The sequence below is a fragment of the Dermacoccus sp. 147Ba genome (assembly GCF_004151355.1).
Lineage (GTDB): Bacteria > Actinomycetota > Actinomycetes > Actinomycetales > Dermatophilaceae > Dermacoccus > Dermacoccus abyssi.
Genome location: NZ_SEHL01000010.1, coordinates 58,547 through 74,302, shown reverse-complemented (window position 1 = coordinate 74,302; position 15,756 = coordinate 58,547). Strand labels below are relative to the sequence as shown.

Annotated in this window: 16 protein-coding genes; 8 read left to right on the top strand and 8 right to left on the bottom strand. The window is 68.4% G+C overall.

All coding sequences use genetic code 11. The features are described from left to right. The first annotated feature begins 87 nt into the window (after nucleotides 1-87). The gene (locus EVU97_RS12865; RefSeq protein ID WP_165357967.1) at nucleotides 88-690 is read left to right on the top strand and encodes a pentapeptide repeat-containing protein; all 603 of its coding nucleotides are present in this window, start codon (nucleotides 88-90) and stop codon (nucleotides 688-690) included. Between the two features lie 67 nt (nucleotides 691-757). Here EVU97_RS12865 and EVU97_RS12860 read toward each other — a convergent pair whose 3' ends face one another. Next, nucleotides 758-2,251, bottom strand: a complete 1,494-nt coding sequence (locus EVU97_RS12860) for a CoA-acylating methylmalonate-semialdehyde dehydrogenase (protein WP_129666363.1) — start codon at nucleotides 2,249-2,251, stop codon at nucleotides 758-760. 129 nt (nucleotides 2,252-2,380) lie between these two features. Between EVU97_RS12860 and recQ the strand changes: the two genes are divergently transcribed. Further along, the gene (gene recQ / locus EVU97_RS12855; RefSeq protein ID WP_370448537.1) at nucleotides 2,381-4,258 is read left to right on the top strand and encodes a DNA helicase RecQ; all 1,878 of its coding nucleotides are present in this window, start codon (nucleotides 2,381-2,383) and stop codon (nucleotides 4,256-4,258) included. A 6-nt stretch (nucleotides 4,259-4,264) separates the two neighbouring features. Here the strand turns inward: recQ and EVU97_RS12850 are convergent, their stop codons facing one another. After that, nucleotides 4,265-4,762 (bottom strand): hypothetical protein, encoded by a 498-nt coding sequence (locus tag EVU97_RS12850; RefSeq protein ID WP_129666361.1) that lies wholly within the window; start codon nucleotides 4,760-4,762, stop codon nucleotides 4,265-4,267. Nucleotides 4,763-4,882: 120 nt separating this feature from the next. Between EVU97_RS12850 and EVU97_RS12845 the strand changes: the two genes are divergently transcribed. Beyond that, complete coding sequence (locus EVU97_RS12845; RefSeq protein WP_129666359.1) at nucleotides 4,883-5,407, top strand: type 1 glutamine amidotransferase domain-containing protein; 525 nt, start codon at nucleotides 4,883-4,885, stop codon at nucleotides 5,405-5,407. Between the two features lie 188 nt (nucleotides 5,408-5,595). On the opposite strand, the gene EVU97_RS12840 is transcribed toward EVU97_RS12845, so the two are convergent. Then, on the bottom strand, nucleotides 5,596-6,018 hold the full coding sequence (locus EVU97_RS12840) for an NUDIX domain-containing protein (RefSeq protein ID WP_129666356.1): 423 nt from the start codon (nucleotides 6,016-6,018) through the stop codon (nucleotides 5,596-5,598). Between the two features lie 30 nt (nucleotides 6,019-6,048). Here EVU97_RS12840 and EVU97_RS12835 point away from each other — a divergent pair, with 30 nt between their 5' ends. Further along, nucleotides 6,049-7,239, top strand: a complete 1,191-nt coding sequence (locus tag EVU97_RS12835) for an alpha/beta hydrolase (RefSeq protein WP_118914739.1) — start codon at nucleotides 6,049-6,051, stop codon at nucleotides 7,237-7,239. 316 nt (nucleotides 7,240-7,555) lie between these two features. Next, nucleotides 7,556-8,698, top strand: a complete 1,143-nt coding sequence (locus EVU97_RS12830; RefSeq protein WP_205744918.1) for a hypothetical protein — start codon at nucleotides 7,556-7,558, stop codon at nucleotides 8,696-8,698. Between the two features lie 80 nt (nucleotides 8,699-8,778). Here the strand turns inward: EVU97_RS12830 and EVU97_RS12825 are convergent, their stop codons facing one another. After that, nucleotides 8,779-9,894, bottom strand: a complete 1,116-nt coding sequence (locus EVU97_RS12825) for a DUF2332 domain-containing protein (RefSeq protein WP_205744917.1) — start codon at nucleotides 9,892-9,894, stop codon at nucleotides 8,779-8,781. Between the two features lie 310 nt (nucleotides 9,895-10,204). Between EVU97_RS12825 and EVU97_RS12820 the strand changes: the two genes are divergently transcribed. From EVU97_RS12820 to EVU97_RS15030, 3 genes are all read left to right on the top strand, one after another. Continuing rightward, the gene (locus EVU97_RS12820) at nucleotides 10,205-10,564 is read left to right on the top strand and encodes a GNAT family N-acetyltransferase (protein WP_225911315.1); all 360 of its coding nucleotides are present in this window, start codon (nucleotides 10,205-10,207) and stop codon (nucleotides 10,562-10,564) included. An 11-nt stretch (nucleotides 10,565-10,575) separates the two neighbouring features. Continuing rightward, nucleotides 10,576-10,743 (top strand): GNAT family N-acetyltransferase, encoded by a 168-nt coding sequence (locus EVU97_RS15300; RefSeq protein ID WP_225911316.1) that lies wholly within the window; start codon nucleotides 10,576-10,578, stop codon nucleotides 10,741-10,743. Nucleotides 10,744-11,033: 290 nt separating this feature from the next. Next, nucleotides 11,034-11,201 (top strand): hypothetical protein, encoded by a 168-nt coding sequence (locus EVU97_RS15030; protein WP_165357966.1) that lies wholly within the window; start codon nucleotides 11,034-11,036, stop codon nucleotides 11,199-11,201. A gap of 63 nt (nucleotides 11,202-11,264) precedes the next feature. Here the strand turns inward: EVU97_RS15030 and EVU97_RS12815 are convergent, their stop codons facing one another. From EVU97_RS12815 to EVU97_RS12800, 4 genes are all read right to left on the bottom strand, one after another. Then, nucleotides 11,265-11,693 carry a hypothetical protein gene (locus EVU97_RS12815; RefSeq protein ID WP_129666352.1) on the bottom strand — a complete coding sequence of 143 codons (429 nt, stop codon included), beginning with the start codon at nucleotides 11,691-11,693 and terminating at the stop codon, nucleotides 11,265-11,267. A gap of 116 nt (nucleotides 11,694-11,809) precedes the next feature. Next, complete coding sequence (locus EVU97_RS12810; RefSeq protein WP_225911172.1) at nucleotides 11,810-13,252, bottom strand: hypothetical protein; 1,443 nt, start codon at nucleotides 13,250-13,252, stop codon at nucleotides 11,810-11,812. Between the two features lie 296 nt (nucleotides 13,253-13,548). Beyond that, nucleotides 13,549-15,189, bottom strand: coding sequence for a cation acetate symporter (locus tag EVU97_RS12805; RefSeq protein WP_129666350.1), 1,641 nt, complete (start codon nucleotides 15,187-15,189; stop codon nucleotides 13,549-13,551). Continuing rightward, a complete protein-coding gene (locus EVU97_RS12800; protein ID WP_129666410.1) occupies nucleotides 15,189-15,533 on the bottom strand; it encodes a DUF485 domain-containing protein in 345 nt (114 codons plus the stop codon). Before EVU97_RS12800 ends, EVU97_RS12805 begins: the two co-directional genes overlap by 1 nt. Between the last annotated feature and the right edge of the window lie 223 nt (nucleotides 15,534-15,756).

Sequence of the window (15,756 nt, the reverse complement as noted above, 5' to 3'; positions counted from 1 at the left end):
GGGATGACGGCGGCGCCTTCCGTCCGGGGCTGAGTTTCGGCGAGGCCTCTGCCGGGGTTGTCGGAGCGACGAGACACAATGCGTGGCATGGCCGACGACACCGCACTCACCAAGAACGAACGCTTCGTCGAAGTGGACTTCTACGACACCGATCTCGACGGCCGACGCTTCATCTCCTGCCGCTTCAACGGCTGCGACTTCACGGAGAAGACGATGGCCGCCACGGTGTTCGAAGGGTGCGCGTTCTTCAACTGTCGGTTCAACGACGCGCAGCTCGAGCAGGTCGCGTTCACCGGGTGCACGTTGAGCGACTGCGGGTTCTTCATGGCGACGCTCGCCGGGTGCAAGCTCTCGGGTTCGACGTTCGCCGACTGCTCGTGGACCCACGCCGTCGTCCGCGGTGGGCAGTGGCCGATGGTGACGATGCGCCAGGCGAAGCTCGACGGGCTCGACCTGTCGGACGTGCGCTTGGCCGAGGCCGATCTCAGCGAGTCGTCACTCAAGCGCGTCGTCTTCGACGACGCCGACCTCACGGGCGCGACGCTGCGCGGCTGCGACCTGCGCGAGGCGGACCTGCGCGGCGCGAGGGTCGACAGCGTCAACCTCGCCGGGGCCCGCTTCGGCAACACACGGATGGACGTCGACGGGGCGCTGGTCGTCGCAGTGGCGCAGGGCATCGTCATCGGTTGAGAGACGACGCCCTGGACACGTGTCGTCGCACGAGCGGACGTTCCACCCGTGCGACGACAGTGCTCACTCAGTGCGTCGGGAAGCCCAGGTCGACCTGGCTCTCGGTCGGCTCCGGCCAGCGCGACGTGACGACCTTGCGGCGCGTGTAGAAGTTGAACGCCTCGGGGCCGTACATGTGTGTGTCGCCGAAGAGCGACTTCTTCCAGCCGCCGAAGCTGAACGAGCCGACCGGCACGGGGATGGGCACGTTGACGCCCACCATGCCCACCTCGATGGCGTACTCGAACTCGCGCGCGCTCTTGCCGTCACGCGTGAAGATGGCGACGCCGTTGGCGAACTGGTTGTCGTTGACGAGCTTCACGGCCTCCTCGAAGGTGTCGACGCGCACGACCGACAGCACGGGCCCGAAGATCTCCTCGTCGTAGACCTTCATGCCGGGCCGCACGTTGTCGACGAGGCTCGTGCCGATGAAGAAGCCGTCGCCGTCGAAGGTCTTCTCGCGGCCGTCGACGACGACCGTGGCCCCCTCACCGGCGGCGCCCTCGACGTAGGAGGCGACGCGGTCACGCGCCTCGGCGGTGATGAGGGGGCCCATTTCCGAGGCTTCGTCGGTGCCGTCGCCGATGGTGAGCTTCTTCATGCGCTCGGCGATCTTCTCGACGAGCGGGTCGGCCACCTCGCCGACGGCGACGAGGACGGAGACCGCCATGCAGCGCTCGCCCGCGGAGCCGTACGCGGCGGAGACGGCGGCGTCAGCGGCGCCGTCGAGTTCGGCGTCGGGCATGACGACCATGTGGTTCTTCGCGCCGCCGAGTGCCTGAACCCGCTTGCCCTTGCCCGCTGCTCGCTCGTAGATGTACTGGGCGATGGGGGTGGAGCCGACGAAGGAGACGGCCGCGACGTCGTCGTGATCGAGGATGCCGTCGACGGCTTCCTTGTCACCGTTGACGACGTTGAGCACGCCGTCGGGAAGACCGGCTTCGCTGAACGCCTCGGCTAGCCAGAGGGCCGCTGAGGGGTCGCGCTCGCTCGGCTTGAGGATGACGGTGTTGCCGGCGGCTATCGCCGTCGTCACCATCCACAGCGGCACCATGGCGGGGAAATTGAAGGGCGTGATGCACGCGACGACGCCGACGGGCTGGCGCACGGAGTGAACGTCGACGCCTGTCGAGATCTGCTCGGAGTAGTCGCCCTTGAGGTGGTGCATGAGGCCGGCGCAGAACTCGACGTTCTCGAGGCCGCGCGTCACCTCGCCGGCGGCGTCGGAGACGACCTTGCCGTGCTCACTCGTGATGATGCGGGCGAGTTCGTCGCTGCGCGCCGTGATGATCTCGCGGAGGTTGAACATGACGGCGGTGCGCTTCGTCAGACCCGTGTCGCGCCAGCCGGGCAGCGCGGCGCGGGCGGTCGCGACGGCCGTGTCGAGTTCGCCGGGCGACGCGAGCGCCACCCGTCCGGTGACCTGGCCGGTGGCGGGGTTGAACACGTCGCCCTCGCGACCCGATTCCCCTGCGACCCGTGCTCCGTTGATCCAGTGCCCGATCTGCGTGACGTCTGCCATGTGAGCGCTCCCTTCCTCGTCGTTTCGACCCTATGACGGGGCAGTGCGGGCGCGGGGCGAGCGCAGCGACCGAAATCCGCGTCGTCCGGGCGCCAGCGCGCCGAGGGGCTCCCCCGTAGGCTGGCCGCGATGTCCCACCAGAGCGAGCCCGACGCCATGCCTGCCGCGAACACCCCTCCTGCTGCACCAAGCGCTGCCCGCGAGGTGCTGCAACGCGTGTGGGGGTACGACGACTTCCGCGGTGATCAGGCGGCCGTCGTCGACGAGCTCATCGCCGGGCGCGACGCTCTCGTTCTCATGCCGACCGGTGGCGGCAAATCGCTGTGCTACCAGGTGCCTTCGCTCGTGCGGGAGGGGACGGGCGTCGTCATCTCGCCGCTCATCGCGCTCATGGCCGACCAGGTGGACGCCCTCTCGGCCCTCGGCGTGCGCGCCGGCTTTCTCAACTCGACGCAGCTGCCCAACGAGCGGGCGGCCACCGAGCAGGCCCTCCTCGCGGGCGAGCTCGACCTGCTCTATCTCGCGCCCGAGCGACTCCTCGTGCCCGAGACGCAGCGGCTGCTCGACAACGCGCGCATCGCCCTGTTCGCCATCGACGAGGCGCACTGCGTGTCGCAGTGGGGCCACGACTTCCGGCCCGATTACCTGCGGCTGTCGATGCTGCACGAGCGCTGGCCCGGCGTGCCGCGCGTCGCCCTCACCGCCACGGCCACCGACGCCACGCGCCGCGAGATCGCGACCCGCCTCGAGCTCGAGGACGCGCGGCACTTCGTTGCCGACTTCGACCGGCCGAACATCACGTACCGCATCGTCGCGAAGGATTCGCCGCAGCAGCAGCTCCTCGCGTTCCTGCAGGCGGAGCACGCGGGAGACTCCGGCATCGTCTACTGCCTTTCGCGGGCGTCGGTGGAGAAAACGGCGGCGTTCCTCGAGAGCAAGGGCATCCCGGCCCTGCCGTACCACGCGGGCCTCGATCGCCAGGTGCGCGCGGCCAATCAGTCGCGCTTCCTGCGCGAGGACGGCCTCGTCATGGTGGCGACGATCGCCTTCGGCATGGGGATCGACAAGCCCGACGTGCGGTTCGTCGCCCACCTCGACCTGCCGAAGTCGGTGGAGGGCTACTACCAGGAGACGGGGCGCGCGGGACGTGATGGCCAGCCGTCGACGGCGTGGCTCACGTACGGGCTCGCCGACGTCGTGCAGCAGCGCAAAATGATCGCGACGAGTGACGGCGACGCCGCGCACCAGCGCAACCTGGGGCGCCACCTCGACGCAATGCTGGCGCTCTGCGAGACCGTCACCTGCCGACGCGAGCAGTTGCTCGCCTACTTCGGGCAGCCGGGCACCGGCCCGTGCGGCAACTGCGACACCTGCCTCGAACCGCCGAAGACGTGGGACGGCACTATTCCGGCACAGAAGCTGCTGTCGACGGTCGTCAGGCTCGACCGACGCGGGCAGCGTTACGGCTCAGGCCATCTCATCGACATCCTGCTCGGGCGCGAGACAGAGCGTGTGGTGAAACTCGGCCACACCGACCTCACGACATTCGCTATCGGCACCGAACTCGAGGAGCGTGGGTGGCGCGGCGTCGTTCGGCAACTGCTGGCGGCGGGCCTGCTCGACGTCGAGGGCGACTACGGGATGCTCGGGCTGACGGAGGCGTCGGGCACGGTGTTGCGCGGGGAGCGTCAGCTCGCGATGCGCACGGAGCCGGAGCGACGCAAGACCCGATCGAGCTCCGGTGGTGGCAAGAGTGCGAAGGCGACTGCCGATCTGACGGGCGCCGAGGCGGAACTGTTCGAGCAACTGCGCGCGTGGCGCGCCGCCACGGCGAAGGAGCAGGGCGTGCCCGCGTACGTCGTGTTTCACGACGCCACGCTGCGGGCCATCGCGACAGCGGCTCCGACGACGATCGTCGCGCTCGGAAAGATAAGCGGCGTGGGCGCCGCAAAGCTCGACCGCTACGGTCCGGGAGTGCTCGAGACGGTGGCGGCGGCCACCAGCTGACGCGGCTCAGGCCCGCGCTGCTGTTTTCGCTGTCTCCCAGCCACCGAAATGCTGACGGACGGCCGCGCCGCTCGGGCGTTTCGCACCTTCGGACGAGCGCGCCTTCGCCCACACGATGTACTGCGCGAACGAATCCGACGTCACGGATCGGTTGTCGCCATCCGCTGCAGCGTCAAGGAATTCGGCGACAGCGGAACGGTAGTCGTCGTCGCTGAACGAGCCGGTTCCACGGGTTCGGCCCGAGTTCGTCGTGAGGCCGAGGCTCGTCATGGCCGTACTCCACGAGCCGTTGCCCAGGCGCTTCATGAGGGTCTGCGATGTCGGCGGCCAGATCGCAACGCCCGGTTTCGCGACGATGCGCTTCTCTGCAAGGTAGTCGGCCCGGGCCGAGTCGTACTGCGCGGCCGACAGCGAACGCTCCCCCGGCGTCGGCGGCTGCCCGACGGCGCGCTCGTGAAGGAGGCGGTAGGCCGCCTCCGGGGTCTCGTCACCGTCTGCATTCACCGTGCCATTGTGCGCCGCCCGCCCGCGATGCAGAGCGCTCGCCCCGCACGACCGCGGCCGCCCGCAACTCCACCCGTGCGGGCGTTGGCGTGCCCCGCACTGTCCAATTACGTTGGAGACATGGCAAAGATCGCTTTTCTCACCGCATCCGAAGGCATCGAAAAGGTCGAGCTGACCGAGCCCTGGAAGGCCGTCACCGACGCCGGTTTCACCGCCGAACTGCTCTCCCCCGAGAGCGGCGAGGTCCAGCTGTTCAACCACCTCGACAAGGCTGACACGCAGAAGGTCGACATCGAGGTGTCGAAGGCGAACGTCGACGACTACGCCGCGCTCGTGCTGCCCGGCGGCGTCGCCAACCCTGACGCGCTGCGCCTCGACGAGGACGCCGTCACCTTCGTCAAGAACTTCGTGGCGTCGGGCAAGCCGGTCGCCGCGATCTGTCACGCACCGTGGGTGCTCGTCGAGGCCGACGTCGTGCGCGGCAAGCGCCTCGCGTCGTTCCCGAGCCTGCAGACCGACATCCGCAACGCCGGCGGCGAGTGGGTCGACGAGACGGTCGTCGTCGACGGCAACCTCATCACGAGCCGCAACCCCGACGACCTGCCCGCGTTCAACAAGGCCATCCTCGACGCGGTCAAGGCCTAGGCCTGACTCCGCGCTGAGAACCCTGACGACGTCGGTGCCACCCGCTACTGTCGCGGTGTGCGCGCCGGCGTCGTCATGCGCGCTCCGCGAGAGGTGGGCCTGCAGGTGCTTCATCTCGACCGCCATGACACCCATCTCGAGTCGCCACGCATCAGCACCTTGCGCGATCTCCCGAGGCTTCTGGATGGTCAGTCGAAAATCGCCGGGACGGCGTTGAACTGAAGCATTGGCGCCAGCAGGACGCCGGGCGGCGGGGTGCGCAGTTCGGCCTCGGTGAACCAGCGCAGCTCGTCGATCTCCGCCGCGACGGCAGGCACCTGCGTCAGGACGCCGCGGTAGGTGAAGACGTGCGACTCCAGTGCGTGGCCCGGCTCATTGGCGGCGTCCGACGAGAAGCGGCCGAGGGCGTCGAGGTCGTCCGGTGTGACGTCGAGCCCCAGCTCCTCGTCCACCTCGCGCGCCGCCGTGTCGATGAACTCCTCGCCCGCCTCCGGCTTCCCGCCGGGCAGCATGAACCGCTCCGTGCCGCGCTTGCGGACGGTCAAGACGCGCCCCTCGGCGTCCCGAAAGACGACGGCGGCAACCCGGATCAACAGCGAATTCGAGGACATGCACCGAGGCTATCCGGCACAGTGAAACCCATGGCCGAGCGTCCTTCCACCCCGTACCGTCCCTCCGCAGCCGAACGCGCCGAGCGTCGCGCCTTCGAAGCGCTCCTCGCGCTCCCGAAGTCGGCGCGCAAACGCGCCGCAGGGCGCCCACACGTCGTCGACGGCGGCGCCCTCGACCCCGACATCGCGACCGGCCTCAAGGTGCTCGGCCGCGTCGGCGGCAAGGAACTCGACGAGCGCACCGTCGACGACGCCCGCACCGCCCTTGCCGCCGAATCCTGGATGTTCGCAGGCGAACCCGCCGACGTGGCGTCGGTCGAACAGGTGACGATCGACGGCGCAGCGCACGGCGCCGACGGCGACATCCCGGCTTTCCTCTACCGCCCGAACCCCAGCCCCGTCACCGTCGTGGGCAAGCACGCCGACGCCGCCCGCACTCCCGGCACAGCCCGTCCCTGCGTCGTCTACTTCCACGGCGGCGGCTGGGTGCTCGGATCAGCGCAGACCCACGACGCCGTGGCCCGCGCCCTGTGCGCCGACGGCGAGGTCATCGTCCTCAACGTCGACTACCGCCGCGCCCCCGAACACGTCTTCCCCGCCGCGGTCGACGACGCCGTCGCCGCCTTCCGGTGGGCCCACGCCAACGCCGAACGCCTCGGCATCGACCCGGAGCGCATCGCCGTGGCGGGCGACTCCGCGGGCGGCAACCTCTCCGCCGTCGTCGCCCAGGAAACGACGCGCCACGGTGGCCCCAAGCCCGCCCTGCAGATGCTCTTCGTGCCCGTCACCGACCTCACGCTGCCGCGCTCCGACAGCTACGAGCGCTTCTCCAGCGGCTACTTCCTCACCCGCGCCAACATGGACTGGTACGAGGCCACCTACCTCACCGGCAGCCCGACGCTCGGTGGGAGCAGCGACGTCGATATCGACGCTCTGCGCGCCGACCCCCGCGTCTCCCCGCTGCGCGCCACCGACCTCGACGCGCTCGTCGCCGCGGGCCTTCCCCCGGCCTACGTCGCGGTGGCCGGGTTCGACCCGCTGCGTGACGAGGGCATCGCCTACGCGCGGATGCTCGAGCGCGCCGGCGTCGCCACCACCCTGCGGGTCCACACCGACGCCGTGCACCCGTTCATCAACATCCTCGCCACGGATCTCGGACGCCGCTGCATGGCCGAAGCCGTTGGCGCGATGCGGACGGCGCTCGGCGTCGACCCCGCCTGAGCCACCTCCTCACTGGGCAGACTTTCCTGCCGTTGGGTCGTCACAGACACTGCCCAGCCGCAGGAAAGTCTGCCCAACCCGTTTTCGGACGCTCCGCGGCCAGGTGGCATCACCGCCGGAGTGAGAACGGTTTTCATTATGAGTTAGTGTTCCATCCACGAACACCACAACGCATCTGCGCGCACTCGCCCTGACGGCCACCGCAGCCGTCGCCCTCTCCGCCTGCGGCAACTCGACCTCGTCCGCCGGGTCATCGACCACCGCGACGGCGCCCGTCGGCAGCAACGAGAAGGAGGCCGCCACCGTCAACCCGCGCGTGCTCCTCTCGCACGACCAGGGCCTCACGCTGCTCGACGCCGAGACCGGCAAGACGCTCAAGGAAACGAAGAAGCCCGGCTTCCTGCGCCTGTCGAACGCCGGGGACGGTCGGCACATCATGGTGAGCGACGCCGACGTCTTCCGCGTCTTCGACATGGGAATCAGCAGCCATCCGCACGGCGACCACAAGCACAACTACACGTACGAGCCCGGCCTCGCCGAGCGGACGTTTGCCGCGCCGAAGGCCGGCCACGTCGTGCCACACGCCGGCAAGGTGTCGCTGTTCTCCGACGGCGCGGGCACGATCCAGACGCTCGACGCCGACCAGGTCGGCTCGAAGACCGTCGAACCGCACACGGCGAAGACGAAGGCCCCGCACCACGGTGTCGCCATCGCGCTGCCCGACGGCACGATGGTGCACACCGAAGGCACGAAGGACGCGCGCAAGAGCATCGTCGCGACGAAGAACGGCAAGGAGATCGCCCGCACCGACGACTGCGAGGGCGTCCACGGCGAGGCGGCACCGCACTCCGAGGGCGACGACGTCGCCGTGTTCGGCTGCGAGAGCGGCCCCGTCGTCTACCGCGACGGCGACTTCCACAAGGTGAAGGTGAGCGGGTACGTGCGCAACGGCAACCTGGCCGGCTCGCACGAGTCGCCCATCGTGCTCGGCGACCACAAGACGAAGAAGATCGACGACGAGAACGCCGAGGCCGAGCACCCGACGAAGGTGGCGCTCATCGACTCGCGCAACGATTCACTCACCACGGTCGAGCTGGGCTCGTCGTACTGGTTCCGCTCCCTTGCGCGCGGCCCGGAGGGTGAGGGGCTCGTGCTGACGTACGACGGCAAGGTCAACGTCATCGACGTCGAGACCGGCAAGGTGACCAAGCGCATCGACGCGATCAAGCCCTGGAAGGAGAAGGCGGACTGGCAGGAGCCCGGCCCGGCCATCAAGGTCGCCGGCGACAAGGCCTACGTCACGGACGCGGAGAACAAGGAACTCGTCGTCATCGACCTCGAGAGCGGCAAGGTCGCCAAGCGCATCTCGCTCGCGAACACTCCGGTCGAGATAGCTGTAGTCGACGGTGTCGCCGAGGCGCCGGCCCACAAGGAAGCACACGAGGGCCACGCGCACTGACGGGCGGCGCCGGCCGGTGATCCGTCCGCTGGCTCGGGACGAACTGGGGTCGTCCCGAGCCGGCGCCGGTCACCTGGCACTCACCCAGCGAGGAACTCGATGGCCTGACCGTGCGGCCCGACGAGGGCGCGGGCGACCCCGTCGACCGCAAGAATGAAGCGCCCCGCCGGCACCTCAACGCCCTCCGGCACCGTCTCCGCAATGCCTGGCATGACGCCCGGGCCCTCGTTGCTGATCCACGTGAAACCACCCGGCCGCGAGGCGATTTCACGCATCCGGTCGGCGAACTCGGCTCGGGTGGCCTCGTCGGTGTACGCGAGCACGGCGGAGTGGAACAGCACGAGAGGAAGCTCGTCTGGCACCTGGCGCAGCAGCTCGTCGAGGTCGTCGACGACGTCACCCCTTACGACAACCGGCCGCTCGCCGGGGTGCGTGCCGAGGTGGCCGCGCACCGTGGCGATGCACCCGCGCAGTCGCTCGGCCCGCGTCGTCTGCCCGGGCCAGACGAGCGCCTCGAGCCAGCGAGCGTTGTCGCGCGCCTTCGCGGAATCGCTGAGGACGTCGAGGGGGTTGAGGTCGAGGCCGCCGCGCCAGGCGACGAGGGGTAGGCCCATCGGGAGGTCGAACTGCGCCCCGGACACTGCGGTCGCGAGTTCAGGCGAACCCGCACCGACGCGATCGGCAACCCCGTCGGCCGCATCGAAGCGGTAGGCATAGAGGTCGGGGAAGAGCGCCAGCCCCGCCGAGCAACCCACCTCGACGAGAGCGATCGGACGACCCTGAGCCGCCCCGACGACGAAGGGCAGGAGGGTGGCGCAGCGTCCGGCTTCGTTGGTCTGCGTGGCGCGCCCACGGACGACGCGCTCGACGGCGTCCCAATGTTCGACCATCCACGTGACGAAGGCATCCGCGCCGGTTTCGGGCGCATTCAGGTAGCGCGCCGCACCGAGCACGAGGTTGGGCTGACGCTTGGCGGCAGGGAGCGTTTCGATGCGTGCGAGCAAGGTGTCGTCGCGAGCGATCGCACCCGAAACTTCCTCGTAGAGAGGAGAATTGCCGCGAGCTTCTCGTTCACCGAAGCGGGCGTAGGCAAGGCGCGTCTCGGCTTCCAGGCCTGTCATCTGCGTGATGCCCTGCCGCTGCGCGTCCGCCTCACTCACGTGCACTCCCGTGGCCTCGGGCCGCTGACCGTCCATGGTGAACCTCCTCCGTTTCCCTGATCGTGCACCCGCAGACCTGGACGATCCAGATCCGCCATCGCGCAAGAAGGGCGCTTCTTGCCGCCGGAGCAACGCCGTGTGGGCGGCGCCTCAGACAGGGTGACTTCTGGCAGAGGGGCTGATAACGGCGGCGCGCGGCCGGCGTGGGCACCCTGCCTTGAAGGTGCGGGCGCCGTCACCCCCAGCGACCCATACGGCGACGAGTCTCCAGCTGCGACACGGAGAGCCCACCGCGGCGTCCCGCAAAGGGGATGCCCCGACGACCCGTGCGAGCCACACTGGTCGCATGCTGCCTCGGAAGGTCACTACGGCGGAGTCTGGGCGGGTGCGCCTGCGTCCGTGGCGACTGGACGACGTCGGGGTCGTCCAGTCCGTCGCCGACGATCCACTCATCCCCCTCATCACGAGTGTGCCGGCATCGGGAACGCTCGCGGATGCCGAGGCTTTCGTTCGCCGTCAGCAGGGCCGTCTCGACAAGGGCGTCGGTTACGCCTTTGCCATCGCGCTGCGCGAAACCGACGAGGCAGTGGGGCACATCGGACTGTGGACCCAGCATCTCAACGAGGGCCGTGCGACGACCGGCTACTGGATGGCTCCCTCTCACACCGTGGCAGCGGTCTGCTCACGGAAGCCCTTGGGGTACTGAAGGATTGGGCTATGGCACATGAGGAGATCGCCCGACTCGACCTTTTCGTCGAGCCGTGGAACGAGGGCTCTTGGCGCGCCGCTGAGACGTGCGGGTTCGTGCGCGAGGGACTCCTGCGCAACTGGCAGCGTGTGGGCGACGAACCGAAGGACATGTTCGCCTACGCGATCACACGCTGAGCGAGCCTTTCCGGGACGCTGGATGGCTTGTTCGGCCGAAGATGCTGCAAACGTTCGACGCATCTTCGGCCAAACGCGCCACCCCCGTCGCGCCCCCTCGAATCGTGCTGCCGACGCTTGGTGTGATTGATTCCTCGTAGAGCGAGCAGCCGATGACGCACTCAGCGCCCCGCTCACGATCCCCCTTCCGCGCACCGCGCGATCTCGGATCACGTCACATCACCGCTGGGACCACTCGTACCGCGAACCCGCGACGCCGCGACTGCCCAGCCCACTCGAAGGATTTTCGAATGACTGGTGCCAACCCGTTCAGCCCCACCGTCGTCACGACCGCCGAGACGGCGGACGCTGGTCGCGAAGCCGCGATCACCCCCGTCACGCCGTACGACACTCTCTGCGCGGACGCCACCCGCCCGGCCGCGTTCAACCTCACGTTCCGCGAGCCCACCGCCGCCTGAGCAGCATCCCGCGAGACACAGCAGGGCCGGTCACACCTCAGGTGTGACCGGCCCTGCTGTCGATCAGGAACGGATCTGCTTCCACAGCTCGGCGTTGTGCTCGTTCATTGCCCAGACGCCGCCGGCCGTGCGGATGGGCCAACGCACGTCGTCGCCGACCCGGCCGCGCATCCAGCGCGTCACGGCCCCGAAGCGGTTCTGGAGGGTGAGGCCCTTCTCGCCGAGCTGTTCGCCGATCTCCCCGATCGTCATCGAGGTCGGTGAGGCATCGGCGAGCAGTGTGAGCACGTCCGCGAAGCTCCGGACGGACGGGGCATCCGAGTCGGCGATGAGCTGCAGATCGTCGAATGACCAGTCGCGGCCGGCTTCGTCGTCACGCTCATCCACCGCAGGCTTCTCGGCCTTTGCCGGGCTCGCCTGGTGCTCCGCGATGAGCCGGTAGACAGCGGGAACGAGTTCCTCGGGAACCGGAACGGTGATGTAGGTGGTCATGACACGCACTCCTTGAGCGTTAGGTGTGGGCGTCCTGGTGGGCGCTCATGACACGAGACTATATTAAGCCTCTTGTAAGTGTCAACAAGAGTCTTGGTTGGTCCTCTCTCTGTTACTCAATCTTCGTCCGAGTCCCGGGTATAGGCAGCGGCACGAGTGATGTCGTCCTCCTCGAGACCGGCGCCGACGGCACCACCGAGCGTCGCGAGCGACGCCGTCATCCACGCGATGTCGACGATGCGGGAGACGCCCCACTCCTGGTCCGAGAGCTGTTTGAACGACGCAGCGTCGAGCAGGAGGAACGCAGCTGCGAGCGCCAGCACGAACACCGCGAAGTAGAACACGCTCACGCCGATCGTCATCGTCAGCACGGTGGCGACGTTGAACAGGGTCACCTGTTCGCGCTCACCGCGGCGGCGCGGCTTCTCCCACAGGCGTGCGCCGACGATGAGCGAGGCCGTCACGGCCGCGATCGCGATGAGCGACAGCAAACCGAGCCGGAACGGGCCGTAGTTGCTCGCCAGCACCCAGATGTCGGGCGTGATGAGCATGAGCGCGCCGGCGGCCGCCGTCACGGCGATGAGCTGGGTGAGCCGGAGCGCCAGCGTCAGCGGACGGTTGGCGCGCACCAATCCCAGCAGGACGCCGACGTTGCCGCCGAGGACGCGCGCCGCGAACTGCGCGGGGTTCTCACCCTCGTGGGCCTCGGTGTCCTCGGCACGCTGCCACGCACGGCGCACGATGTCATCGACGGAGTCGTCGCCGTCGAAGTCGAGGATCTCCTCGACGAGGCGCAGACACGCCTTGCGGACCTTCCCGGCAACCTGCACCACGCCCAGGGCCGGCACGACGACGAGGCCGACACCGTGCACCGGGGAGAGCTTCGTCTGGACGACGCGGCGCCCGTCCTTGAGCGGCAGGTCGGTGAGGACGAGCACGAGATCCCAGTTCTCGTCGAGCATCCGATCGCGCGCGGTCTCCATGAGGTCCAGCGGTGTGACGGGCGGTTCCTCGAGTCGGTCATCGACGACGACGAGGTTCCAGTCGATCTGCCCGTATCGCTGCGACAGTTCGGCCCTGATGTCGTCACCCACGGTCTCGTGGGCCAGCGACTTCACGCCCGGGGAGACCACGACGCCGACGTCGAGGCGTGGTCGGTTCCCGTTCTGCGCGGTGGCGTGCTGGCCGGCCGAGACAGCGTTGGTGGATTGCTGGGGTACTGAGGCCGTCGCGTCCACTGCTGACCCCGGGACCTCGTGGCCGGGAACGACGGCCCGATCGCCGTCGACACGATGCGGAGCCGGTCCGTCAGCCGCAGCGTTCTGCGGTACGGCAACAGTGGCGTCCTGTGGCTGGTCAACGCGAGGAATCTCGCCAGCGCTCTCCGTGAAGAAACGATCGCCCAGGCTCGCCCCGCGTGGTGCGTCCCCACCACCGTCGGAGTGCTCGCGCGAATCGTGAACGGGGAGGGCCTGTGTCGCGTCGTCGTGACCCCCCACGTGGTCGCCGAGACGCGTGGCGCCGCGAGGCGTTCGACGCCCGTCCTGTGATTCGTTCATCCGCACATTGTTCCCCGGCGTCCGTCGAGGCCCAAGCGCGCCCGCTTGCACCGATCAACGCCCACCGTTGGGAGTTCTGCACCGACCCAGCGATGCCGTCACCGCAGAACGCACCATCTTGGGAGTTTTGCACCGAACCGGTGATGCGGTCGACGTAGAAGTCACCATCTCGGGAGTTCCCCAGCGACCCGACGACGAACGACGGACCCGGACGCGTGCAAGCGTCCGGGTCCGTCGTGGGAAGTCGGCCGTAGAGGCATCGAGTGCCCTCGGGTGCGAGATGATCGCGCCCCAGGTCAGTGGTCGATGGCCTCCGCGACGCCGTGTCCGGTGAGGGAGCGAACCTCCATCTCGGCGTGCTTGGCCTCGTCGTACTCCTTCGATGTCAACGTGCCGATGATGCCGAGCGCGAAACCGACGGGGATGGAGATGAGACCGGGGTTGTCGAGCGGGAACCACTGGAAGTCGATGCTCTTGGGAAGCATCGCGAGGTTCTTGCCGGTGACCGGGTCGACCTTTCCGGAGACGACGGGCGAGAAGATGATGAGGCCGAGAGCGGTGCCGAGGCCGCCGTAGATCGACCACAGCGCGCCGCGCGTGTTGAACCGCTTCCAGAACAGCGAGTAGAGGATCGTCGGCAGGTTCGCGGACGCCGCGACGGCGAAGGCGAGGGCGACGAGGAACGCGACGTTCTGATCCTTGGCGAGCATGCCGCCACCGACGGCGATGGCGCCACCGACGAGGGCTGCGATGCGGGCGACCTTGACCTCGTCCTCCTGCGACGCCTGGCCGCGCTTCCACACCTGGTTGTACAGGTCGTGGGCGAACGTGGCGGACGTCGTGATCGTCAGACCGGCGACGACGGCGAGGATCGTGGCGAACGCGATGCCGGAGACGATGCCGAGCAGCGGCGACCCACCGAGTTCATACGCGAGCAGCGGTGCGGCGGCGTTGGCCTTACCGGGTGCGGCGTGGATCTTCTCCGGGCCGACGAGTGCGCCGGCGCCGAAACCGATGACGAGTGTCAGCAGGTAGAAGCCACCGATGAGCCAGATGGCCCACTCGACGCTCTTACGGGCCTGGCGTGACGTCGGCACCGTGTAGAAGCGCTGAAGGACGTGGGGCAGACCGGCCGTACCGAGCACGAGCGCGAGCGACAGCGAGATGAAGTCGATCTTCGTCGTGGTGCTCTTGCCGTACTTGAGGCCCGGCTCAAGGAGCTTCTCGCCGGCCTTCGGGTTCTCCTTGACGGCGGCGTCGAAGAGGCCGGAGAGGCTGAAGCCGTACTTGCCGAGCACCCAGAAGGTCATGATCGCGGCGGCGGCGATGAGCAGCACGGCCTTGATCATCTGCACCCAGGTGGTGCCCTTCATTCCGCCGATCATGACGTACATGACCATGACGACGCCGACGACGGCGATGACGATGTTCTGCGCTGCGCTGCCCGAGATACCGAGGAGCAGGCTGACGAGACCACCGGCACCGGCCATCTGCGCGAGCAGGTAGAAGAACGACACGGCGAGCGCCGACGACGCAGCGGCCATACGGACCGGGCGCTGCTTGAGGCGGTAACTCAGGACGTCGGCCATCGTGAAGCGGCCGGTGTTGCGCATGAGCTCGGCGACGAGCAGGAGCGCAACCAGCCAGGCCACGAGGAAGCCGATGGAGTAGAGGAAGCCGTCGTATCCCTGCAGGGCGATGGCGCCGGCGATGCCGAGGAAGCTGGCTGCCGAGAGGTAGTCACCGGCGATGGCGATGCCGTTCTGCTTGCCCGAGAACGCGGCGCCACCGGTGTACATCTCTCCGGCGGTCTTCTTGCCGGCGGAGACCTTGATGACGATGCCGAGCGTCGCGACGACGAACAGCACGAAGATGCCGATGTTGAGCGCCGGGTTGCCGACCGTGTTGTCGGCCGCAGGCATGAGTGCGGTGAACATCAGTGGCTCGCCTCCCCGTCGAGTCGTGCTCCGACGGCGTCGGCGCGCGGGTCGAGCTCACGCCCGGCCCATCGTGAGTACGCGAGCGTGATCGCGAAGGTCGTGACGAACTGCCCGAGCCCCATGAGGAGGCCGATGTTGATGTTGCCGAACACCTTGGTACCCATGAAGCTGGGCGCGAAGATCGACAGCAGGACGTACACGAAGTACCAGACGAGGAAGAACGCCGTCACGGGGAAGACGAACTTGCGGAACGTCGTACGCAGATCCTGAAACTCCGCGCTCTGCTGCACGGCGAGGTATCGCCGCGCCGCGGCGTCGTGGTCGACGGGCTTGTCGACCACGGGTTCGGACGAACGATCCAGCTGCTCGTCCGGCTCATGTGGCGTACTCACGTGAGCCCCTTTCCCCCGGCCGCCTCGGGCGCGGGAACGATGTGTTGTGAATCACACCTTGGCGTGTCGGACAAACCATACGGAGGACGGACTCACGTGAGGGTCGCATCGCGACCTACTTGCCAGTGTCAATCGGATTGTGATGTTCGGAGCCCGCCCTTTCCGGGGCGGC

Bases quoted from the DNA above. Each gene is read 5' to 3' on its own strand.
- EVU97_RS12835 (WP_118914739.1), top strand. From the start codon at position 6,049: ATGGCCGAGCGTCCTTCCACCCCGTACCGTCCCTCCGCAGCCGAACGC.
- EVU97_RS12815 (WP_129666352.1), bottom strand. From the start codon at position 11,693: ATGACCACCTACATCACCGTTCCGGTTCCCGAGGAACTCGTTCCCGCT.
- EVU97_RS12825 (WP_205744917.1), bottom strand. From the start codon at position 9,894: ATGGACGGTCAGCGGCCCGAGGCCACGGGAGTGCACGTGAGTGAGGCG.
- recQ (WP_370448537.1), top strand. From the start codon at position 2,381: ATGTCCCACCAGAGCGAGCCCGACGCCATGCCTGCCGCGAACACCCCT.
- EVU97_RS12860 (WP_129666363.1), bottom strand. From the start codon at position 2,251: ATGGCAGACGTCACGCAGATCGGGCACTGGATCAACGGAGCACGGGTC.
- EVU97_RS12820 (WP_225911315.1), top strand. From the start codon at position 10,205: ATGCTGCCTCGGAAGGTCACTACGGCGGAGTCTGGGCGGGTGCGCCTG.
- EVU97_RS12805 (WP_129666350.1), bottom strand. From the start codon at position 15,189: ATGTTCACCGCACTCATGCCTGCGGCCGACAACACGGTCGGCAACCCG.
- EVU97_RS12865 (WP_165357967.1), top strand. From the start codon at position 88: ATGGCCGACGACACCGCACTCACCAAGAACGAACGCTTCGTCGAAGTG.
- EVU97_RS15030 (WP_165357966.1), top strand. From the start codon at position 11,034: ATGACTGGTGCCAACCCGTTCAGCCCCACCGTCGTCACGACCGCCGAG.
- EVU97_RS12840 (WP_129666356.1), bottom strand. From the start codon at position 6,018: ATGTCCTCGAATTCGCTGTTGATCCGGGTTGCCGCCGTCGTCTTTCGG.
- EVU97_RS12810 (WP_225911172.1), bottom strand. From the start codon at position 13,252: ATGAACGAATCACAGGACGGGCGTCGAACGCCTCGCGGCGCCACGCGT.
- EVU97_RS12845 (WP_129666359.1), top strand. From the start codon at position 4,883: ATGGCAAAGATCGCTTTTCTCACCGCATCCGAAGGCATCGAAAAGGTC.
- EVU97_RS15300 (WP_225911316.1), top strand. From the start codon at position 10,576: ATGGCACATGAGGAGATCGCCCGACTCGACCTTTTCGTCGAGCCGTGG.